This is a genomic window from Paenibacillus sp. FSL H3-0457, assembly GCF_037981725.1.
Lineage (GTDB): Bacteria > Bacillota > Bacilli > Paenibacillales > Paenibacillaceae > Paenibacillus > Paenibacillus amylolyticus.
In genome coordinates this window covers 4,573,785-4,596,553 of record NZ_CP150283.1, presented here as the reverse complement: position 1 = coordinate 4,596,553, position 22,769 = coordinate 4,573,785, and the positions used below count along the sequence as shown (strand labels likewise).

The 22,769-nt window shown below is 47.6% G+C and carries 19 protein-coding genes; 17 read left to right on the top strand and 2 right to left on the bottom strand.

Going from position 1 to position 22,769, the window contains the following annotated elements; translation table 11 throughout:
• Positions 1-88: 88 nt before the first annotated feature.
• From MHH25_RS20360 to MHH25_RS20330, 7 genes are all read left to right on the top strand, one after another.
• Positions 89-1,783, top strand: a complete 1,695-nt coding sequence (locus MHH25_RS20360) for a DNA repair helicase XPB (RefSeq protein ID WP_340017929.1) — start codon at positions 89-91, stop codon at positions 1,781-1,783.
• Between the two features lie 36 nt (positions 1,784-1,819).
• Positions 1,820-3,538, top strand: a complete 1,719-nt coding sequence (locus tag MHH25_RS20355; RefSeq protein ID WP_340017927.1) for a helicase-associated domain-containing protein — start codon at positions 1,820-1,822, stop codon at positions 3,536-3,538.
• Positions 3,539-3,690: 152 nt separating this feature from the next.
• Positions 3,691-4,128, top strand: coding sequence for a YlbF family regulator (locus MHH25_RS20350; protein WP_340017926.1), 438 nt, complete (start codon positions 3,691-3,693; stop codon positions 4,126-4,128).
• A 30-nt stretch (positions 4,129-4,158) separates the two neighbouring features.
• Positions 4,159-4,422, top strand: a complete 264-nt coding sequence (locus tag MHH25_RS20345; protein ID WP_026080981.1) for a YlbG family protein — start codon at positions 4,159-4,161, stop codon at positions 4,420-4,422.
• Positions 4,423-4,587: 165 nt separating this feature from the next.
• Positions 4,588-5,025: a hypothetical protein gene (locus MHH25_RS20340; RefSeq protein WP_017687436.1), complete on the top strand. Its 438-nt coding sequence runs from the start codon at positions 4,588-4,590 to the stop codon at positions 5,023-5,025.
• A 132-nt stretch (positions 5,026-5,157) separates the two neighbouring features.
• Positions 5,158-6,081 carry a selenium metabolism-associated LysR family transcriptional regulator gene (locus tag MHH25_RS20335; protein ID WP_340017925.1) on the top strand — a complete coding sequence of 308 codons (924 nt, stop codon included), beginning with the start codon at positions 5,158-5,160 and terminating at the stop codon, positions 6,079-6,081.
• Between the two features lie 67 nt (positions 6,082-6,148).
• Positions 6,149-7,018: a PHP domain-containing protein gene (locus tag MHH25_RS20330; protein ID WP_036614639.1), complete on the top strand. Its 870-nt coding sequence runs from the start codon at positions 6,149-6,151 to the stop codon at positions 7,016-7,018.
• Positions 7,019-7,161: 143 nt separating this feature from the next.
• On the opposite strand, the gene MHH25_RS20325 is transcribed toward MHH25_RS20330, so the two are convergent.
• Together MHH25_RS20325 and MHH25_RS20320 are read right to left on the bottom strand one after the other, a co-directional pair.
• The gene (locus tag MHH25_RS20325; protein ID WP_340017924.1) at positions 7,162-7,608 is read right to left on the bottom strand and encodes a GNAT family N-acetyltransferase; all 447 of its coding nucleotides are present in this window, start codon (positions 7,606-7,608) and stop codon (positions 7,162-7,164) included.
• Between the two features lie 206 nt (positions 7,609-7,814).
• Positions 7,815-9,587, bottom strand: coding sequence for an NFACT RNA binding domain-containing protein (locus MHH25_RS20320; protein WP_340017923.1), 1,773 nt, complete (start codon positions 9,585-9,587; stop codon positions 7,815-7,817).
• 356 nt (positions 9,588-9,943) lie between these two features.
• Here MHH25_RS20320 and MHH25_RS20315 point away from each other — a divergent pair, with 356 nt between their 5' ends.
• From MHH25_RS20315 to def, 10 genes are all read left to right on the top strand, one after another.
• The gene (locus MHH25_RS20315; protein ID WP_076250871.1) at positions 9,944-12,802 is read left to right on the top strand and encodes a calcium-translocating P-type ATPase, SERCA-type; all 2,859 of its coding nucleotides are present in this window, start codon (positions 9,944-9,946) and stop codon (positions 12,800-12,802) included.
• 182 nt (positions 12,803-12,984) lie between these two features.
• Complete coding sequence (gene dapF / locus MHH25_RS20310; protein WP_340017921.1) at positions 12,985-13,818, top strand: diaminopimelate epimerase; 834 nt, start codon at positions 12,985-12,987, stop codon at positions 13,816-13,818.
• Positions 13,819-14,032: 214 nt separating this feature from the next.
• Complete coding sequence (locus tag MHH25_RS20305) at positions 14,033-15,922, top strand: bifunctional homocysteine S-methyltransferase/methylenetetrahydrofolate reductase (protein ID WP_340017920.1); 1,890 nt, start codon at positions 14,033-14,035, stop codon at positions 15,920-15,922.
• 19 nt (positions 15,923-15,941) lie between these two features.
• Complete coding sequence (locus MHH25_RS20300; protein ID WP_076250875.1) at positions 15,942-16,841, top strand: YicC/YloC family endoribonuclease; 900 nt, start codon at positions 15,942-15,944, stop codon at positions 16,839-16,841.
• 51 nt (positions 16,842-16,892) lie between these two features.
• Positions 16,893-17,153, top strand: coding sequence for a DUF370 domain-containing protein (locus MHH25_RS20295; protein ID WP_006209218.1), 261 nt, complete (start codon positions 16,893-16,895; stop codon positions 17,151-17,153).
• A 13-nt stretch (positions 17,154-17,166) separates the two neighbouring features.
• The gene (gene gmk / locus MHH25_RS20290; RefSeq protein ID WP_017687445.1) at positions 17,167-17,739 is read left to right on the top strand and encodes a guanylate kinase; all 573 of its coding nucleotides are present in this window, start codon (positions 17,167-17,169) and stop codon (positions 17,737-17,739) included.
• A 157-nt stretch (positions 17,740-17,896) separates the two neighbouring features.
• Complete coding sequence (gene rpoZ / locus MHH25_RS20285) at positions 17,897-18,109, top strand: DNA-directed RNA polymerase subunit omega (protein WP_036614619.1); 213 nt, start codon at positions 17,897-17,899, stop codon at positions 18,107-18,109.
• A 260-nt stretch (positions 18,110-18,369) separates the two neighbouring features.
• Positions 18,370-19,605: a bifunctional phosphopantothenoylcysteine decarboxylase/phosphopantothenate--cysteine ligase CoaBC gene (gene coaBC / locus MHH25_RS20280; protein WP_340017919.1), complete on the top strand. Its 1,236-nt coding sequence runs from the start codon at positions 18,370-18,372 to the stop codon at positions 19,603-19,605.
• A 3-nt stretch (positions 19,606-19,608) separates the two neighbouring features.
• Positions 19,609-22,158: a primosomal protein N' gene (gene priA, locus MHH25_RS20275; RefSeq protein ID WP_340017918.1), complete on the top strand. Its 2,550-nt coding sequence runs from the start codon at positions 19,609-19,611 to the stop codon at positions 22,156-22,158.
• A 116-nt stretch (positions 22,159-22,274) separates the two neighbouring features.
• Positions 22,275-22,763 carry a peptide deformylase gene (gene def / locus MHH25_RS20270; RefSeq protein ID WP_017687449.1) on the top strand — a complete coding sequence of 163 codons (489 nt, stop codon included), beginning with the start codon at positions 22,275-22,277 and terminating at the stop codon, positions 22,761-22,763.
• Positions 22,764-22,769: the final 6 nt, after the last annotated feature.

Genomic DNA, 22,769 nt, shown 5'->3' with positions numbered 1-22,769 from the left:
AACTAGACTTTTTGAACGTGCACTTAAAGTGGTTCATTTTCGGAAGCTGCCGGAACTGGACTTTTTTGTGATAGGAGGAAGGCTCCAAATGGAAGGAACAGAACATACGGTAAGGACAGATGCTTGTATCGTTCAGCGAGATTTTACAGTTTTGCTGGAAGTTGGTCACCCCGGATTCGAAAGAGCAAGAGAGCAGCTTGGGATGTATTCAGAACTTGTTAAGACACCAGCAGCGTTTCATACCTACCGAATCACTCCGTTATCCCTCTGGAATGCGGCTGCGCTGGGATGGAATGCAGATCAGGTTATCGCAAGTCTGGAGCTGGTATCCCGCTGGAACGTGCCTGCTGCACTCATACAGGATGTTCGGAGAATCATGGATCAGTATGGCAAATTAAAGCTGCATTCCGAAGCAGATCACACTAGAATGCGCCTTTACAGTGAGGATGAGCGGTTGCTGGATGAATTAAGTGGATTGAAATCGATAGCTGCCTTTCGCATGGAACGCAAGGACGCTCATGAACTTCTGCTCCCAGGAGAACAGCGAGGGTTATTGAAAAGGGAATTAACACGATTGGGTTACCCCGTACTTGATTACGTGGGGTATCGGGAGGGAACCCAGCTTTCATTTGATTGGCGGTCTAATGATCCAGGGGACCACTCTGAGCGGTTTGCGTTGCGTTCTTACCAGAGAGAGGCTGTGGATGCATTCGAAGGCAGTGAGGGCATGGGAGGAAGCGGTTTACTCGTACTTCCTTGCGGGGCAGGAAAAACGGTCATTGGCATGGCCGTGCTGGAGCGGCTTCAATGTGAATGCCTTATTTTGACGTCCAATACAACGTCTGTGCGACAGTGGATTCAGGAAATTCAAGACAAAACCACGATTACCAGCGAACAGATTGGTGAGTATTCCGGTCAGAAAAAACAGGTGAAACCTGTGACTGTAGCTACATATCAGATTCTTACACACCGGAAATCAAAGGATGCTGATTTTACCCACATCAAACTGCTCAGTGAGCGGCAATGGGGGCTGATCATATATGATGAAGTACATTTGCTGCCAGCACCAGTGTTTCGTGCAACTGCGGATATTCAAGCTACGCGAAGGCTGGGATTAACGGCCACATTGGTTCGAGAGGATGGCTGTGAACAGGATGTGTTTTCGTTGATTGGTCCAAAGCTCTATGATATGCCGTGGAAACAACTGGAGCAGCAAGGGTGGATTGCTGATGTACAATGTCAAGAGATACGTATTCCGTTTTCCCCGGAACTAAGATCAAATTATCTGCAAGCCGAGGTTAAACATCAATTTCGATTGGCTGCCGAGAATCCGGCGAAGGTACATGTAGTTAAGCGTTTGCTGGAACGTCATCGGGATATGCCTGCGCTAGTGATTGGACAATATCTGGATCAACTCGAGTTGATTGCCCGGGAAATTGAAGCACCTTTGATCTCGGGTAACATGTCACAGCAAGAGCGAATCAAGTGGTTTGCCGCTTTTCGACGTGGAGAGATTAAAACAATTGTGGTATCCAAGGTTGCCAATTTTGCTGTGGATTTGCCTGATGCTGCTGTTGCGCTTGAGATATCCGGAAGTTTCGGGTCAAGGCAGGAAGAGGCACAGCGTTTGGGAAGAATTCTGAGACCAAAAGCTGGAGAAAACAAAGCATATTTCTATGCGTTGGTATCAGAGGATAGTAAGGAACAGGAGTTTGCATTAAACCGTCAGATGTTCTTGGTCGAGCAGGGATATGAATATGCCATCGTTCATGAGAACGAATAGTCCATTTATACTCGCGAAAAGAGGAGGGATTGGGATATGTCTTCATTTGAAGCAATAGATGAGCCTGTGGTACTGAACCTTGATTCATGGTCAAAGCTTGCTTTGGTGGAACAAAAAGTGCTTGGTGCAATTTTTCACAAACATGCCGGTAAGCCTTTTTCCTCCCTCCTGCCACGAGAACAGTGGGCCATCGAAGGACTAAGTGTCGCAGAAGCCAATTCTTCATTCGCCAGCCTTAGGCAGCAAAGATGGATTGAATCTGTATATAAGAGTTGGGGAGAGCGATTATTCTATATTCCTGCTTCGCTGATGGAGACATTGACGATTGCTTACGCACAAAAAGTGGGCATAACCGTTAAACAGATGGCACAGCATGCTCATGTATTACAGGAAGGAAAGCCGGATACTGCTGCGGAACTTCTTCATCTGATCGCGTGGATTGAAAGAGAAGGACTTCCTTTGACAGGGAAGGGCACTATACATAAGAAAAGTGTTCAAAAATTAAGTGTGATCACGGTGTTATCTTCAACAGACTTTGAAGGTCTGGGCATCCGATATGATCATTCGGATTTGTATCCGACCCACGTAGCTATCCTTCTCGATCTACTGCTCAGTCTGAATCTCGTTCAGAAGTCAGATGGCCAAATTCAGATTGTAGATCATCGATTACAAAAATGGTTGCAGCTCTCGTGGAGACAGATGCATCGGGAAATATATCAAGCGTGTATGGAAAGATACGGAGAAGCTGAACCCGCGTTGCAGCATTTCCATTATCAATTGGCAGTGTTGGCTCCAGAAAAAAACATATGGTGCCATATAGAGAATTTGGAATTGAAACCACGGATCAGGGGCTGGCTATACGCACTGGCTGGCTGGGGTTATGGTGAAGTAGGAGAAGATCAGTCGGGAGCGCTGGCATTCCGTTGGCTGATCGAACCGCATAGCCTGTTATATCGAGAACAAGAGATGGTAAGTGAGGCGGAGCCGTGTGGATTTTACATGCAGCCTGATTTCGAAATGTTGGTGCCGCCCGAAGCAGGGCCTGATGTGATCTGGATGCTGGAGCAATGCGCAGAACGGGTGACGCGTGATCGAATGTCCATCTACCGTATGACAAGAGAGCGATTCATTTCGGCCTTAGCCAGAGGGTATGAATTACATGAAGTGATAGAGTGTCTGGATCAATATGCGCTGACAGGCATACCAGAGAATGTACGTATTGCGTTAGCAGATTGGGGCAAGGAGACGGATGCTGCACCGTTGACTGTAAATCGGAGTATGAAGGTAATGGAGGCAAGTACAGGCTCCGCAGATGATCCGAAGTTATTAGAAAAAGATGTGTTGAGCGGTGTATATTCTTCTTTCTACACTCCCGATAATCTAGGTCTGGTTGATGTCCCTGCTTCTCTGCATGGGTTGGAGCGTGATCATTCTGTCATTGAGAAGAAGTTCTCTCTGTTGGGATTTGAGGAGATACCGGAGACCTGGTACAAGGAGTGGCGTCGATATCATAGTTCAACCGCCCGACAGATTGCTGCCAAAGCCATTGAGTGGCAGACCAAGCTGGGGATACAACAGGAAAATCAAACGCAATACCTCATTCCACATCAGGTAGAGGGTCATGAACAATGGACTTTAAGCGGTTGGTGCATGTTGGATTCAAGTGAAAATACATCAGAGACGGAATGGCGTACATTCTCCCCGTCAGAGTGGGATACAATGCGTCTTATCCTGCCAGATGATGTCATAACCTGACTATTTCACGTGAATATCAGGTTGAAAGGCGAATTTTCGAGTTCCCCCTATTTCTAATTGCAGGAAAAACTCTTCTTAACTATTCATGGATATGCTATGATGAGGTAGTCTACGTTAAGTAGAACTTTATATATAGATAGGATGAATATTTCATGAGCGTAGCGGAAATGAACACGGTCGATATGGCCCAAGTGTTAACGGGCGCATATGAACTGGGCGACATGATTAACCAATCTGCCGAAGTATCGGATTATTTATATTGGAAGCAGCAAGTCGAGACTACCCCTGAGATTCAGATGGGGATTCGGAAGCTGAATGCCAAGAAGGAATTGTTTGAAGAAACACAGCGTTTCGGTCATTTTCACCCGGATTATCATGCAGCAAAAGACCAGGTGAAGGCTCTGGAACAGGAGTTGGAAAATTACGAGGCGGTAATCCGCTTCAAACAGGCAGAGAAGTCCCTGGATGACATGTTATTCCAGATGTCAGAGACCATTGCATTTGCAGTGTCAACGACCATTAAGGTACCGAGCAATGACCCGAATCCGAAGGGCGGCTGCGGTAGTGGCGGCAAGTGTGGTTGCAGTTAAGTAATCATTATAGAAGGGCGGGGAACGATGATGTTTGCGGAAAGGACAGGATTCATTATTTGGGTCAGTGATTTGAAGGCTGCCCGTAATCTCGAAAAATATGGCACCGTGCATTATATCTCCCGCCGTATGCATTATGTAGTCATGTATGTTAATGCAGAACGGGCAGATGATACGATGAAAAATGTGAAGCGACTTTCCTATGTGCGCAAGATCGAACGCTCGTATCGTAATGAGATCAAAACCGAGTATGCCAGCAAAACGATGGACAAAACGAGCTTTTACGGAATATAGAAGAGAAACTGGAGGGACCCTTTGGGGTCGCTCTTTTCTTGAATTATACACAAATTGGCTATTGTGAAAAAAAGTTAAACTTACGCCTTGAGGTTGCGGGACTAATGTTGTAATATATTTGGTAATAAATAGATAGAAAGTCCTATCTGGTGGAGAGTGATTCCCATGCGTGATAAGGTGATGCAACGTTGGAGCACCTACGAGCCGTTTTTCGTGGCTCTTGGAGACAAGAAAGTGGCCGACATCGTCATTACCCATCATGCCAAGATGCGGTATGCAGACCGTATTGAGCCTGCACGTAGTGATGATGACCATATTGCGGCGTGGTTATGGGAGTGTCTGAAGCAGGACCGTATAACACCATACTACCGTAATGAACAGGACGTCTACCTGATTGATGAGGATCTGGTGGTGGTCGCCGAATTTTCCGAACTTGAAGGAGAATATGATATTGCGGGCAACCCGCTGCACAAAATGATTGTAGTTACGTTTCTGGGACGTATGTCGGAGACCATTGAGTTGAGGGACCTGAAATCATATTATTCATGGTTAAGACATTCAAGAAGAATGACGTTGGTCAAAAATAGCCGCAAGCATAAGTAAGCCTGAGTAGATTCAATATGTTGAAATCATAGATTCAAGGATTATTGCATGCAGACAAGCTGCATGCTTTTTTTGTTGCCAAGCGGGAAATCGGCTACAATGTAGAGAGTGTAATCGAAGAGGGGCGAAGATATGAATTTTCACCAATTGCATATTTTTTATACGGTAGCAGAGAAGGGGAGTTTCTCGGCTGCTGCACAAGCATTACATATGACTCAACCGGCAGTAACGATGCAGATTCAATCATTGGAGGACTATTTTGGCACCAAGTTATTGCATCGTTCCACCAAAAAAATAGAATTATCCGAGGCTGGCCGAACTTTATTACCTCATGCGAAACGGAGTGTAGAGCTGGTCAGACAGACGGACGAAGCGATGTCGGCGTTTACCCAGATGTTACAGGGCCGACTCCAGCTGGGAGCCAGCTTAACGATCGGGGAATATGTGCTTCCACGCATGCTCGGACCATTTGCACTTCAGTATCCCGATATTTCAATTGTCATGAAAGTAATGAATACAACGCAAATTATGGATGATATATTGAAGCACCAGCTTAATTTTGGTCTGATTGAAGCGCCAGTGCACCACCCGGACATGATTGTGGAGCCTGTCATGCAGGACGAGCTGAAACTGATCGTACCTGCCGGGCATGATCTGGCTAAGCGTAGCAAAGTGAATCTTGAGGATGTAATGAATTATCCCTTTGTGCTGCGTGAGAAGGGCTCGGGTACTCGTCAGGTGATGGAAGACCAATTGCAAAAGAAAAAGATTGATCCACAAGATATGAATGTAGTGATGGAACTTGGCAGTACAGGAGCGGTAAAATCGGCCGTGGAGGCAGGGGTGGGTATTACGATGTTATCTCCTTCTTCGGTGCAGCATGAACTGGCTCTGGGACTTGTTCATATTGTGGATATCCGCGGACTCGAATTCAAAAGGCAGTTCTATGCCATCCATCTGAAATCGTCCTTGTTGCCCCTGTCAGCAGTCGCTTTCCTGAATTATCTGCGTCAGCAGGAGCAGCCTCAGTCGGTACATAAGACGGGGAAGGCATAATCGTTGGCAACATCAATGGTAGATAAGATTGAATCATAATCAATTTTAAACAAAGGAGCTGTTGATCATGGATCAGCGCCAAGGACGCTGTGATCTTCATACGCATAGTCAGGCTTCCGATGGAATGCAGCCACCTGCTGATAATGTGAAGCTTGCCAAACAAAAAGGGCTATCTGCAGTTGCCCTAACAGACCATGATACAGTAGCCGGTGTAGCGGAAGCACAGCAAGCGGGAAAAGAGTACGATATTGATGTTGTTGCCGGAGTGGAGATCAGCACCCGGGCTGGCGGCAAAGATATTCATGTACTGGGCTATTACGTTAATACGGAGGATGAGATATTCCTGCAACGGTTGGCCGGATTACGAGAAGCGCGAGATGAGCGGAATCATCTGATTATCGCCAAGCTGCAAGAACTCGGGCTTGATATAAGCTGGCAGGAGGTACTGGATGAGCTGGGACGACCGTTAGAGCCGGATGAGAGTATTGGCAGACCTCATATGGCCGATGTGCTGGTGAAAAAAGGCTACGCTGTTGACATGCGGGATGCATTTGATCAGTATCTTGCTGAAGGCAAGCCAGGCTTTGTATCTGTACCCCGCGTTGCACCAGAGGATGCGTGTGAGTGGATCAGAGCCGCAGGTGGAGCCGCTGTGATTGCCCATCCGGGTCTCTATAACGATGATGAATTGGTGCGACGTATCATCGAAGACTCTCGTCCAGATGGCATTGAGGTGTTTCATTCGGACCATGGCCCAGAAGAGGAACGCAGGTATGGTAAGCTGGCCAAGGAATACGACCTCATTGAAACAGGTGGATCTGATTATCATGGTAAACGGCAAGGTGTTGTTTTCCACGGGGATCTTGGTAGCAAGACCGTAACGGTTGATGTGTTGGAAAGGCTGAAGGCAGCTGCTTCACAGCAAAGGGGAGAGTAAGCGAGACGTTGCAACGCTCTATCTGACTATAATAAATTCTGTATTACTGGATACATTTTAAGATCGAAGGAGTAAGAGACATGCAACCATGATAGGGCTGAACGTTCATGTTTGCATGTCCCTTTTTTTGTTCTGAAAATAGTCTATGTAATGGAATAGTTTACCCAAGCGCCACGTGTAGCCCCGAGACGTTCGAATAATTGCTGTGCCCGCTCATTGGTCACTGCTGTGATCCAAGACATATATGCACATCCATGGTCACGCGTATATTGCTGACAGTGTGCAAATAATTTGGCTTCTGCTTCGCCTTCTCTGAATGTTTCCGTAACAAATAGGTCATTCATGATGGCGACACGCTCTGCTTTCATCGTGCTGTATGTAAAGAACAGGGTAGAAAATCCGATAAGCTTCCCGTCCTCTTCTGCCACGAATTGAGCACCGATCTGCTGATTAAGCAGGTTGTTGATCAAAAGCTGGATGGATTGATCACCAGGCCAGGGGTTGTTGTAGAATCCCACCACATAGTCATGCAGTAATGCCATCAGGGGTTTCAGATCATCAGGTTGAGTTTCTCTGATATGTATGGTCATGGTACACTTCCTTCAACTATAAATTTATTCATCACAATCGAATTATTATACATATAAATGAATCAATATTCAATGAGAAAGCTAAATAAGCTGAGCTTCACATATCATTCAAACAAGTAATGCAATAACAAAAATCCCCTGAACCGTTAATGGTCAGGGGATTTTTCTATTGTTACTGTTACATCGCACCTTATGAGCTAAGCATACTATCCATTTTTAATGGTGGATGGCAGACTCTTGATCAATTCATCATTTGGCGTGACAAACAACGTCTTCTGATGATCATAGATCACAAAACCAGGCTTCGCACCACTTGGTTTGCGTACATGACGGATAAACGTGTAATCCACAGGCACACTGCTGGACTCCTTGGCCTGGCTGAAATAGGCAGCAAGCTGTGCTGCTTCTTCCAATGTAGCTTCACCAAAGTCCGTACTGCGAATAACGACATGTGAACCTGGAATGTCTTTGGTATGCAACCAGGTGTCGTTGGAAGAAGCGAGACGGTTGGTCACGTACTCATTCTGCAGGTTGTTTTTGCCCACAAGAATATCAATTCCCTCCGAGGAGGTGAACTGGTGTACGGTTGGACGGTCACTTTTCTTCTTCTTTTTACCCTTTTTATTACGGTCACGAAGGTATCCTTGCTGTACAAGCTCGTCCCGTATTTCCTCAATATCGTTCATCGATGCAATGGAGAGCTGCTGTAACAGGTTATCGAGGTAGTCAATCTCGTCTTTGGTTTTGCCAAGCTGCTCATGAATGACAGCCAGACTGTTCTTGTATTTGTTATACCGCTTGAAATAACGTTGTGCGTTGTCAGATGGTGTAAGCAGTGGATCAAGCTGAATGGTAATGTTGGCTTGGTCTTCATCGTAGAAGTTCACAAGCTCCACGCTCTTGTCCCCTTTGTGAACCAGATGCAGGGAGGCAAACAGCAACTCACCCCATAGTCTGAACTTGTCCGCATCGTCCGCTTCCAGCAGATCCTTGTTCAGGTTGTCCAGCTTTTTGATGTTTTTGCTTCGCTCATTCTGCAGAAAACGGAGCAGATCACTTACTCTCTGTTTAACCGTGTCTCGTTCAGCCTTATCTCCGTAATAATCTTCCATGCACTTGCTCATCGTGTCATAGGTTTTCTCCAACTCCTGAATGCTCTCAAGATGAACGGCCGAGAAAATCATTTTTCCTTTGGCGTTCATTCCGGTTACAGGTGTGTAGATATGATCTCTGACAGGTCCCATCACGGCTTCAAAAGCGTTCCAGAGTGCACCAGCCTCAACTCGGCTCTCACCCTCCACCACAGTCTGAGTGCTCACGGTGCCTTCAGCAGCAATCCCACGGGTAGCAATCTCTCCCGCAATTAACGGGCTAAGACCGCTAAAGGAGTTCACAAGCCAGCGTGATGCCTCTTCTTCAGCGGCATGATAGCTGTCCTCGAATGCTGTACGACTCACTTCGAGCGGATTACTTTTATGTTGCTCGGGTGGGGCAGTATATGCGAATCCAGGCATGATTACCCGGTAGCTACTGATGGAAGGAGTCACATGATGAATGCCATCCAGAATCGTTCCAGTTACAGGATCAAGCAAAATAATATTACTGTGACGCCCCATCAATTCAATGATGATCCGTTTAACTGAAACATCCCCCAGTTCGTCGCGCTGGCGCACATTGATGTGGATAATACGCTCCATGCCAATCTGACGGATCTCCTCAATGATTGCACCCTCACAGTGTTTACGGAGCAACATGCAGAACATGGGTGCTTCCGTAGGGTTAAGAAATGTCTTTTCCGTATAATGCACACGAGGATATGTCGGGCTTGCCGAAACAAGCAATTTACTATTTCCGCGCTGAGCACGCAGGGTGAGAACTACGTCATGGCCATTCGGCTGATGGATTTTGCTGATACGTCCACCAATGCAGCCTTGCAGTTCATGAACAATGGCTCGTGTTACAATGCCGTCCAATGCCATTTTTTCCACTTCCTCTCTCTATCGAGCATCTACATTTATCATGCCAAATGCTTCATCTATATAACTGAAACGTGCAACCAGGTATGTAAAAAAACAAGGACTGGCTGCAGATTCTTCGTTGCTTGCCTGTTGAACGCTGGAATTGGTACTGCGCAGAACATCGCAGACTTTTATTTTAGCCTATTCTGTCCATCAGGGAAAGGATTCACCTTCCGGGTGCTAATCACAGACCTGTCCGAATACATATAGAGCAGGTAGTTTGTCCGGCATAGTGTACAGCCTGTCGACCAGCGCGCCGGTGAGTCATGTGAGCTTATTTTGCAGATGAAATACAGACTGGGAGGGAAACTTGAAGCATGGAACATACCAAGTGGCATCAACTTAGTGATGAAGAGCTTCGTAATACTCTTGGCGTCAGCCCGCAGGAAGGATTGACGGATGAAGCTGTAGCAGAGAAGAGGAAAGTGGTCGGTTCGAATGAGCTGAGCGAGGGGAAACGCATTTCTCCAATTACATTGCTCTTGAATCAGTTCAAGGATTTTATGGTGCTGGTGTTGATGGGAGCAACGTTGGTATCCGGATTACTGGGTGAGTATCTGGATGCGGTAACGATTGTGGCTATTATCGTACTGAATGCAATTCTGGGGTTTGTACAGGAATTCCGGGCTGAACGATCTCTTCGTGCATTGAAACAGTTGTCTGCACCTCTTGCCAAAGTGCTTCGTTCAGGCCAGGAAGTACACCTTGCCGCCAAACAACTTGTCCCCGGGGATATTATCATGGTGGAGAGTGGGGACCGCATACCCGCTGATGTGCGCTGGCTGCAAACGAACAGTCTGGATGTCGAGGAATCGGCACTTACCGGGGAATCGGTTCCTGTAAGCAAACATTGCCTTCCGATTGCGGACGAGGACGTTCCGCTGGGTGATCAGAAGAATATTGGTTTTATGGGTACCATGGTCACTCGTGGCACAGCTAAAGGTGTAGTCATTCGTACTGGGATGGAGACGGAGATGGGCAAAATCGCCGATCTGATCCAAAATACGGAGGAGCAAGAAACACCGTTACAGCACAGGCTGGAGCAATTGGGCAAAATTCTGATTTTTGTCGCATTGGGATTAACCATTATGGTTGTCGTCGCAGGTATATTGCACGGACAACCAGCCGTTGGCATGTTTCTGGCAGGGGTCAGCCTCGCGGTGGCTGCCATACCGGAGGGCCTGCCGGCCATTGTAACCATTGCACTCGCACTAGGCGTGCAGCGTATGATCAAACGTAAAGCCATTGTACGCAAACTGCCTTCTGTCGAAACTCTGGGCTGTGCATCCGTAATCTGTTCGGATAAGACTGGCACGCTCACCCAGAACAAGATGACGGTAACGGATGTGTGGTTGGAGGGACGTAACATCAAGGTTACCGGGGATGGTTATGCACCTGAAGGGCAGATGCTGGAGAACGGTCGTACGGTGGAACTGAAGAGCGACCAGTCCCTGCGCAGAATGCTTCAGATCAGCGCGCTTTGCAACAATGCGAGTATTGTGGAAAGTGCTGCAAGCGAGGTGGGGAGCAAGAAAAAGGGCAAGGATACCAAAAAGGAAAGCAAGAAAAACACGAAAAAAGGTGACCTCCAAGAAGAAACCGTTCAACGAGATAATGTATTCTGGGAGCTGAAAGGTGATCCGACGGAAGGGGCACTCGTCACACTGGCCTCCAAAATGGGGCTTACTCCTGCCGGACTCAAAGAGTTGTATGCCCGCCAGCAGGAATTCCCGTTTGATTCCGAGCGAAAACGCATGTCGGTCCTGGTTCATCATCAGGGGGGCCGAATGATCTATACCAAAGGTGCACCGGATGTGTTGATCGGACACTGTAGTTATATTTTGTGGGAAGGCAAGGTTGTACCTTTCACTGGAACACTGCGACAGAAAGTAATGGCAGCAAATGAGAGCATGGCCGGAGCAGCACTACGTGTCCTCGGAATGGCCTACCGTGAAGTGCGGCCGGAAGAAAAAGTGGCTGACGAACACGCCGCCGAAAGTCAGCTAGTTTTCGTAGGACTTGCAGGTATGATTGATCCGCCGCGTCGTGAAGTGCGAGATGCGATTGCCACATGCCGCAAGGCGGGGATACGAACTGTCATGATCACAGGTGATCATGGAACAACGGCAGAAGCCATTGCTCATCAACTCGGGATTCTTCCTCGTGGAGGTGCCTCCTTAAGTGGTCAGCAGCTGGCAGGCATGACAGACGATCAACTGGATAAACAGGTAGAGGGCATATATGTTTTCTCAAGGGTAAGTCCTGAACACAAGCTTCGGATCGTAAAATCGTTACAGCGCAAAGGGCATGTCGTCGCCATGACGGGTGATGGAGTCAATGATGCTCCAGCTATTAAAGCGGCAGACATCGGGATCGCGATGGGCATTACGGGTACAGATGTCACGAAGGAAGCTTCGGCGCTGATTCTGAGTGATGATAACTTCTCAACCATTGTGGCTGCCATTGAAGAAGGCCGTAATATTTATGAGAACATTCGCAAGTTTATCCGTTATTTGCTGGCATCAAACGTGGGCGAAATATTGACAATGTTCTTTGCAATGATGATGGGCCTGCCGCTGCCACTCGTGCCTATTCAGATTCTGTGGGTTAACCTCGTTACGGATGGTTTGCCTGCAATGGCACTGGGGGTAGATCAGCCTGAGAAAGATCTGATGGAACACAAACCCCGTGGCGCCAAGGAAAACATTTTTGCCCGCAGACTGGGTTGGAAAATCGTCAGCCGGGGTGTGTTGATTGGGTTATGCACACTCGGAGCGTTCTGGCTTACCCTTCAGGCTGCGCCGGATAATCCGGGTCAACTGATCAAGGCACAGTCTGTTGCTTTTGCTACACTCGTTTTGGCGCAGCTTATTCATGTCTTTGATTGCCGTAGTTCGCGGTCCATCTTCCACCGGAATCCTTTACAGAACAAATATCTGGTTCTTGCGGTGATTTCATCGGTTGTACTGATGCTGGTTGTCATGTACGTTGAACCATTGCAGCCGATCTTCAAAACCGTACCTCTGGGATTGCGTGAATGGGCGCTCTGTATCGTTGCTGCAGGCATTCCAACGTTCCTTATGGGCGCAGGCAGCGTCTGGGGTGGTCGTCGTAACCGCCGCCGTATGGGTGGTACTGGCCGCTTCGTACCGAAAAGTACAAAGTTTTCAGCATAAAATCAATACCTTTTCCTTACCTATTTCGGTATGCTATCCTCAAAATGATTCAAAGCGGAAGCTTTGGCATTTTGCAGGATAGCTTTTTTGTGTAAATGCTGAATATGAATTTCTATGGTAATCCTGTAGAAGAGCAAGAATATAGCTTTGGCAGTAGACTGCCAAAAGGAGTGGGCAAGATTATGGAATTTACGAAAATGCATGGACTTGGTAACGATTTTATCGTTGTATTTGGTGAAAAGGAGCTTCCGGCAGATGCGGCAGAGTTGGCTGTGAAATGGTGCAACCGTTTCTTTGGCATCGGTGCGGACGGCCTGGTTTATATACTGCCTTCGGAGAAGGCGGACTTTCAGATGCGTATCATGAATTCGGACGGTTCGGAAGCAGAACAGTGCGGTAATGCCATTCGCTGTGTATCCAAATACGTATACGATCATGGTCACGTGAGCCAGGAGCAGATCACCATTGAAACGATTGGTGCAGGGGTACAACCTGTGAGTCTCAACATTCATGATGGTAAAGTGGAAACGGTACGTGTCGACATGGGTGAGCCGATCCTGAACGGTCTTCAAGTGCCTACAACGGTGGATGCCAACCCAGTGGTTGACCACTACATTGAAGCAAATGGACATGCGTTCAAATTCACTGCCGTATCCATGGGTAACCCGCATGCGGTTATCTATGTAGATGACGCTGTGAATTTTGACCTCACGACTTGGGGACCACTTCTTGAAGTGCACCCGATGTTTCCAAAAAAAATCAATGTGGAATTCGCCACAGTTCGTGACCGTGGATATGTGGACATGCGTGTATGGGAACGCGGAGCGGGTCCAACACTAGCTTGTGGAACTGGAGCTTGTGCGACACTGGTATCCTCTGTCCTGAATGGACATACAGATCGTACAGCAGTCATCAGCCTCAAGGGTGGGGATCTCCACATTGAGTGGAATGAAGCTGACAATCATGTGTACATGACTGGACCTGCTGAAGTTGTTTTTAAAGGAATCACTTCATAAAAAGTGAAAGGTTTAACCAAAGGGGCCTGCGGGCCTCTTTTTTTGTCAAAAAGGATAAGTCGTGTCTCCTGTACAGAGACATATTGGGGGCTGTATGGCAAGAAAGTCCATATGAGCTGGATACTCATCAAAAACCTGTGTTTTTCTTCGTTTTTTAGCGTTTTTTGTGTTACATTAGTATGTAAATGATCACAGCTAGGCGGGGGGAAATGGGATGAAGGCGGATTTGCGCAAAGTTATGCAGGAACGGGTTCTCGTTGGAGATGGGGCCATGGGAACATTTCTGTACCAAATGGGGTTCCCGGTGGGGATTTCATATGAAGAATTAAACTTGATTTCACCTGAAGTAGTGGCGGATGTACATCGCCGTTATCGGGATGCAGGTACAGAAATATTTGAAACAAATACGTATTCTGCCAATTACGACAAGTTGTCCAAGTTCGGTCTGGAGTCCAAGGTGGAGGACGTGAACCGTGCCGGCGTACGCATCGCCAAAGAGGTAGCTGGAGATACCGGTTATGTGCTTGGTGCAGTTGGTTCCATTCGAGGTGGCAAGCGGACAAACGTGTCAACGAGTGAACTGAAACGCTTTTATCAACAACAGATCTCTGCACTGCTTGATGAAGGCGTGGATGGCATTTTGCTTGAGACCTTCTATGATATCGAGGAAATGGATATTGCCCTTTTGCAAGCGCGCAAGCTAAGTGATCTGCCCGTGATTGGACAGTTCGCGGTAGAGGATGTAGGACACACACTGGACGGATATACGATGCCTGAAGCTTTCCGGATTATGCGGGAGCAGGGCGCGGATGTCATTGGTTTTAACTGTCGCTCAGGTCCAAACGGGATTATGCGTGCCATGGAAACCGTCTCCGGACGAATTGGTATTCCAATGTCCGTCTACCCGAACGCGGGTGCCGCAGATTATGTGGATGGTCAGTTCCGTTATGGTGCGACTCCGGAGTACTTTGGTCAGACGGCAGTGCAATTTGCTGAACTGGGTGCTCGTATTATCGGTGGTTGCTGTGGTACGACACCTGATCATATCACCGCTATGAAAGAGGCGCTTGCTGACTATGTGCCTTCGCCTATTCTGGAGCCTGATCCGTCAGAATCCAAACCACGTATCGTGTTGCATGAAAATGTGGATGAGCGTTCCGGACGTGGCGGACAGCCTACGATCGTTGATCTGGTCAAGCAGCGTCACACGGTCATTGTTGAACTTGACCCGCCACGAGACTTGGACATTGCCAAGTTCATGAAAGGTGCCGAGACATTAAAAGCAGCAGGAGCCGATGCCTTGACACTGGCCGATAACTCACTCGCGGTTACACGGATGAGCAACATGGCGCTGGGTCACCTCGTTCAGGATCGCACGGGCCTTCGTCCACTGGTGCACATTGCCTGCCGTGACCGGAACCTAATTGGAACACAGTCCCACATGATGGGTTTTGATGCTCTGGGCATTAATCATGTATTGGCTGTTACAGGAGATCCTGCAAGATTTGGTGATCTGCCGGGTTCAAGCTCGGTATACGATCTGACTTCTTTTGAAATCATACGCATGATCAAACAGTTGAACGATGGAGTGGCTTTCTCAGGTAAACCGCTGAAGCAAAGAGCTGGTTTTGTAATTGGAGCGGCATTTAATCCCAATGTGAAATATTTGGAGAAAGCTGTACAACGTCTGGAGAAGAAAATTGCCTCTGGCGCTGATTACATCATGACACAACCGATCTATGATCCTGAGTTGATTGTAGCGATGCACGAAGCGACCAAACATCTGGATGTGCCCATTTTTGTAGGTGTAATGCCGCTAGCGAGTGGACGGAATGCAGAGTATCTGCACAACGAAGTTCCCGGAATCCAGCTTTCGGATGAAGTGCGTTCCCGTATGGCAGGTCTGGAGGGCGAAGAAGGCCGTGCGATGGGAGTAAAAATTGCCAAAGAACTGCTGGATGTAGCAGCAGCACATTTCAAAGGCATCTATCTCATGACACCGTTTATGTTCTACGGCATGACGGCCGAACTGACTCAATACGTATGGGAGAAGTCGGAGCACCAATGTCCTACTTGTTTCAACCCTAATAATCAATTACAATAGTAAAACGGATGTGATGCCGATGTCATTCAGTATGACCGGATACGGTCAATCCGCCTTTCATTTTGGCGGCTATAAAGTACAATTAGAGATCAAATCTGTTAATCATCGTTATTGCGAAGTGATGATGCGTCTGCCAAGAGAGTGGACGTATTATGAAGACGGTTTGAGGAAGATCGTACAGAGTCGTTTGAAACGTGGGCGGATTGATGTTTATGTAATGAAAGAAAAAGAGGAAGACCAGGCTCTTCCCGCTGTTCTGAATGAACAGACGGTCAGGGCCTATCTGCAGGCTGCAGAGCAACTGGAGACCCAATATGGATTGCAGGGCAAACCAAGTATTGTGGATATGCTTGGGCTGCCGGACGTCATGGTTCATTCGGATGGGACAAGTTCCATTCCCGAAGAGCAGAAGGACGAATGGGAGCGAGTTCTGCAGGAAGGATTGAAAGAGGCTCTGTCCAGCCTTGAACAGATGCGCGCTCGCGAGGGTCTTCATCTGGCCAATGATCTGGAACGGCGGATTACCCGTCTGGAGTCACTGCATACCGAAATGCTTGATCTTGCACCGACTGTGGTAAGTGATTATCGCAACAAGCTAAGACAAAGGCTTACGGAAATGCAGGAAGAAGGCTCTTTCCCTTTTGATGAGCATAAATTGGGTATGGAAATTGCAATGTTTGCCGATCGTTCTAACATAGAAGAGGAGCTTACGCGTCTACAGAGTCACTTTGGACAGAGCAGGGAACTGCTGAAGAGTGATGAGCCCGTGGGTCGTAAGTTGGACTTTCTAATTCAAGAGATGAATCGGGAAGTCAATACGATTGGATCAAAAGCCAACCATTTGGCTCTGGTGAATCGTGTTGTCGAGATGAAGGCGGAACTGGAGAAGATTCGTGAGCAAGCTGCGAATATCGAATGAACGGCCACATTTCGGCAAAAGAGTCGCATGTATAGGGGGAAGAACCTGATTATGGCAATCAAACTCATTAACATTGGATTCGGTAACATCGTATCGGCGAACCGGATTATATCCATCGTGAGTCCGGAATCGGCGCCGATCAAGAGAATTATACAAGAGGCAAGAGATCGTCACATGCTGATTGATGCAACGTACGGAAGACGTACTCGTGCCGTAATTATTACGGATAGCGATCATGTCATTTTGTCTGCAGTTCAGCCTGAGACGGTCGCCCATCGTCTTTCTTCGAAAGATGATGATAACGACGAATAAAATGGAGTGTAATATGTCTAAGGGATTACTGGTAGTGTTGTCCGGCCCATCTGGGGTCGGGAAGGGTACTGTATGCAGCGCTTTGCGCAAACGGGTGCCGGAATTGATCTATTCTGTATCGGCAACAACCCGTCAGCCTCGTCTTGGTGAAGAACATGGTGTGAACTATTTCTTCAGAAGTCATGAAGAGTTCCAGAACATGATTGCTGAAGATCAATTGTTGGAACATGCGGAGTATGTTGGTAATTATTACGGAACACCGCGTGATTTTGTAGAGAAAACGATTAACGAAGGCCGCGACATCATTCTGGAGATTGAGGTTCAAGGCGCGTTAAAAGTGAAAGAGAAATTCCCGGAAGGGATCTTTGTTTTCCTGCTTCCTCCTTCATTGGACGAGCTGAAAGATCGCATTCAGGGCCGTGGTACCGAAAGCCAAGCGACCATTGATCACCGGATGTCCGTGGCGGTTGATGAGATCAGTCTGCTGGAGCAGTATGATTACGCTGTTGTTAATGATGAAATTGATTTGGCGTGCAAGAGAATAGAAAGCATCATAATCGCCGAACATTGTAAGATCAATAAATAATCCCTTTTGCCGCTGCAGAATGCGATATAAGTGGGGCAGTTGTCATATCATATACTGAAGCACTCCTTCTAGGAATGCCCGGATGTTAAGACATGCCACATCAGTTCTGTCAGGCGGCAACTTGTGATTATACTAATGCGAAGAGGTGTTTGTTAATATGCTGTATCCTTCTATTGATGAAATGATGAACAAAGTCGACAGCAAGTATTCCCTTGTTGTTGCTGCTTCCCGCCGGGCTAGACAGCTACGTGAAGGTGAAAAAACGGATTTAAGAGGTGCGAGATCCCATAAACAAGTTGGCGTTGCACTGGAAGAAATCTATGGAGACCTGCTCGTTGTCATCAAAGGACAGGACGAAGAAGAAGAGTAAGCCGCCTGCGGCTGCTCTTCAACTGCATACGGCGCAAGCCGGATTAATTGACAACCGCGAGGTTGTTATTTTTTTACGAATGAATCAATTTCATAACTCATTAAATCATCGTTTTTGAAACTAAATATAGACAAATTGAATCGTTTTGATCTATATCTAGCCTTGATTGAAGCAACTAAAGGTATTATGATATTGATTCCAATAAGCATATTTTAACGGAATCTTACTTAGACGTCGTATAAATATCGGGGGAAATAAACATGTTGAACGGTAAAAAAATCGTACTTGGTGTGACTGGCGGCATAGCTGCTTACAAAGCGGCAACATTATGCAGCAGACTGGTGCAAAAGGGAGCGGATGTTCATGTGATCATGACAGCTTCCGCTACACAGTTTATTACCGAATTAACGCTGCAAACGTTGACCCGAAACACCGTATATACCGATACATTTGATGAGCGTGAGCCAGCAGTCGTATCTCATATTCATCTGGCCGATCTGGCTGATCTTGTTCTAGTTGCTCCGGCTACAGCCAATGTAATTGCCAAGATGGCGCATGGCATGGCAGATGATATGCTCTCAACAACTCTTCTAGCCACGACAGCCCCTGTCATGATTGCTCCAGCGATGAATGTACATATGTATGATCATCCAGCTGTAAAGCATAATATGAACCTGCTTGTTGAACGGGGCGCCATGATGATTGAACCGGGTGAAGGTCTGCTTGCGTGTGGATATGTGGGCAAGGGACGTCTGGAAGAACCGGATAGCATTGTGGATGTGGTGGAACGTTTCTTCGAACAGCGCGAGTCTGCAGACCGTGCCCAGCAAGGACAAGCTTCACTGTTACAAGGCAAGAAGGTTGTCGTTACGGCTGGAGGTACGATTGAGCGCATTGATCCAGTACGATACATTACGAACGATTCATCTGGCAAAATGGGATTTGCCATAGCCGCAGCTGCGCGTGATCTGGGGGCAGATGTGAAATTGGTTATGGGCAGTACCCAAGCCAAGCCACCGGAGAACGTTGAGTTGATCCCTGTACAGTCTGCACAGGATATGTATGAAGCGGTAACACGCGAGTGGGACGATGCTGATATCGTAGTTAAGGCGGCGGCAGTTGCCGATTATCGTCCAAAGGAAGTTTATACCGAGAAGATCAAGAAGAAAGGCGACACATTGTCGCTCGAACTTGTTAAAAATATAGATATTCTTGAAACGCTGGGCAAACAGAAGACCCATCAGTTTTTGATTGGTTTTGCTGCGGAGACTCAGTCGGTTGAGATGTATGCACGTGAGAAATTGGAACGGAAAAACTGTGATCTGATCGTAGCCAATGATGTAACCCGCACGGGTGCAGGATTTGGAACAGACACCAACGCGGTACATATCTATGACCGGGAAGGTTTGGTGGAGGAGCTTCCAGTGTTGGCCAAGGACGATGTGGCTCATCGGTTGCTCCGGATTGCGGCGGAGCGCATTGCCGGGAGGAATTAGGATATGGAGATTGCCAAGGTCATAGTTGATGTTCCCGTGAAGGAAACAGACCGGCCGTTTGATTACCTGGTACCTGAATCGATGAAGGAATGGATCGAGATTGGCAGCCGGGTGGGTGTACCTTTTGGGCATCGGACGGTGCAGGGATTCGTGATTGATCTTGTGCCGCGTACCGGAGAGGAATCATTCAAGCTTAAGAAGATTCAGGAGTTGCTGGACATTGTTCCCCCGTTGTCAAAGGATTTGGTTGAGTTGGCCGAATGGATGAGTGGACGTTACGCCAGTAACCGGATTTTGTCATTGCAGGTCATGGTGCCGACGGCATTGAAAGGGAAAGCAGAGCGATACATCTCGCTGGGAGATGCACTTGATGGACAGATGGCGGGTGCACAACCGGATGATGAGGTGTTATTTGTTTGGGGAGAAGAGTCTACGACCGAGAAAGTACAGCAGGATATCATCCGTTTTGTCAAAAGTCGGGGTCAGGTACCGTTGCAACAACTGAGTCGAAAATATCCCAATCATGCTGCACTAATCAAGAATTTATTGCTTGGTGGTGTACTGCTGGAGAGTCAGGCCATCAAGGACAAGTTAAATAAAAAAACGATGAAGTCCGTTGATCTGGCTGTAGATATTGCTGCTGCTGAGGAAGCACTTGCTTCATTCCCGGCGAAAGCACAGCGACAGAAGGAGATTCTGGCTTTTTTGCTGGAAATGAAAGAACTGCTGCCCATGCCGATGAAAGAAGTGTTATCTACACTACAGGTATCGGCCGCGACGATTAAGGGGCTTGAGGAAAAGGGACTGATTGTCACCGAGGACGTTGAGGTCTTCCGTGACCCTTATCAGGGCAGGACGTTCAAAACGACTGAACCGCTGATTCTGACCGATGAGCAAAAACTTGTCTACGACAATATCAATGGCCGATTGCAGGAACAACGCCATGGGGTGTTTTTGCTACATGGTGTTACGGGAAGTGGCAAGACGGAAGTCTATCTTCAAACCATTCAACAATGCATCGAACAGGATCGGCAGGCTATCGTACTGGTGCCCGAGATTGCACTCACACCACAGATGGTAGAACGTTTTAAAGGGCGATTTGGGGATCAAGTTGCTGTTATGCACAGTCGTCTGTCTGGCGGTGAACGTTATGATGAATGGCGCAAGATTCGTGAGGGTCAGGTGAAGGTTGCGATTGGGGCGCGTTCAGCCGTATTTGCTCCATTCAGTCGGCTTGGGTTGATCATTATGGATGAAGAACACGAGACTTCCTACAAACAGGAGGAAACGCCGAAATATCATGCTCGTGATGTAGCGGTAAAAAGAGCACAGCAGCATCAGGCCGTGGTTGTTCTGGGTTCAGCGACACCTTCGCTGGAAAGTTATTATGCGGCACGCTCGCAAAGTAATGATGATTTTGCACCACTCTTGCTGGAGATGCCAACACGAGCACTGGGGAACAAGCTGCCTGAAGTGCGGATCGTTGATATGCGTGAAGAGTTGAAGGATGGCAACCGTTCCATGTTCAGCAGGGCTTTGCACAAAGGGCTGGAGGAGCGCTTGGAGCGTGGTGAACAGACGGTGCTTCTGCTGAATCGCCGTGGATATTCGACCTTTGTCATGTGCCGAAGTTGTGGATATGTGGCAGGTTGTCCCGAGTGTGATATTTCACTGACGTACCATCAGCGCTCGAATAATCTCCGTTGTCATTACTGCGGGTATGCGGAAGCCGCTCCGGAAGTGTGCCCGGATTGTGGAAGTGAGCATATTCGATACTTTGGTACAGGTACACAACGGGTTGAGGAAGAGCTTGCGAAGCTATTTCCGGGTATTCGGGTCATACGGATGGATGTGGATACAACAACGGAAAAAGGGGCTCACGAGAAGCTGCTAAAACAGTTTCGTGAGAAAAAGGCTGACGTATTGCTGGGTACCCAGATGGTTGCGAAGGGACTTGATTTCCCGGATGTGACTCTGGTTGGCGTGATAACAGCGGATTCAGCATTGAATTTGCCTGATTTTCGTGCTGCCGAAAAAACGTTTCAGTTACTAACACAGGTAGCTGGCCGAGCTGGTCGACACCAATTGCCTGGTGAGGTGTTTGTTCAGTCCTATACGCCGGAGCACTACTCCATTGGCCATGCGAGTCAGCATGACTACGTGTCATTTGTACGTGAGGAATTGCTGCACCGTCGCAATTTGCAATATCCGCCTTACTGTCGCCTGATTCTGGTGACCTTTTCGCATGAGCAACTTCCGGTATTGATTCGTCTTGCCGAGAACTACACGCGAATACTGAAAGAGAAGGCTAATGCAGCCGGATGGCTCGGCAGTCTGGATCGATTCAGCAATGATGCCTTTGATGTACTGGGGCCGGTAGCATCCCCGATTCCTCGGATCAAGAATAGATACAGATTCCAATGTATGATAAAATGGCGGGGGGATGTAGACGCCATAGGACTAGCTCTGGCTACGGCCCGGCGCATGGACGATGATGTTCAGGCGCAGAAATTGCTTATTAGTCTGGATGTAGACCCGCAAATGCTAATGTAAGCATTTTGCAGCAATGCGGATGTAAACAAGCGGTATAAACATAGATTAAAATGAATACCCCAAAAATACAGATATCGTCCTGAAATTATGATGAGGATTAGGAAGGTGCTTACAACATGTCGATTCGCATTATCGTGCAAGAACCAGATGAGGTGCTCCACAAGAGAGCCAAAGAAGTAACTAAAATTACACCGAACGTACAAAAATTGCTGGATGATATGGCTGATACCATGTACGATGCGGAAGGTGTAGGTCTTGCTGCGCCGCAGGTTGGAATTTTGAAACGTCTGATTGTTATTGACGCCGGTGATGAGCAAGGGCTGATCAAGATGATTAACCCGGAGATCATTGCAAGTGAGGGAGAACAATTTGGACCGGAAGGTTGTCTGAGTATCCCTGGAATTAATGGTGATGTTCGTCGTTTCGAGACCGTTACGGTTAAAGGTCTGGATCGTGAAGGCAAAGAGCTGATTATTACGGGTAGTGGCTTGCTGTCCCGTGCATTCCAGCATGAGATTGATCATCTGGATGGCGTACTCTTTACGGATGTCGCCGAGAAAGTGTACGAAATTGCAGCCGATCAAACGGGACCGCGTCGTAATTAAGGAGTG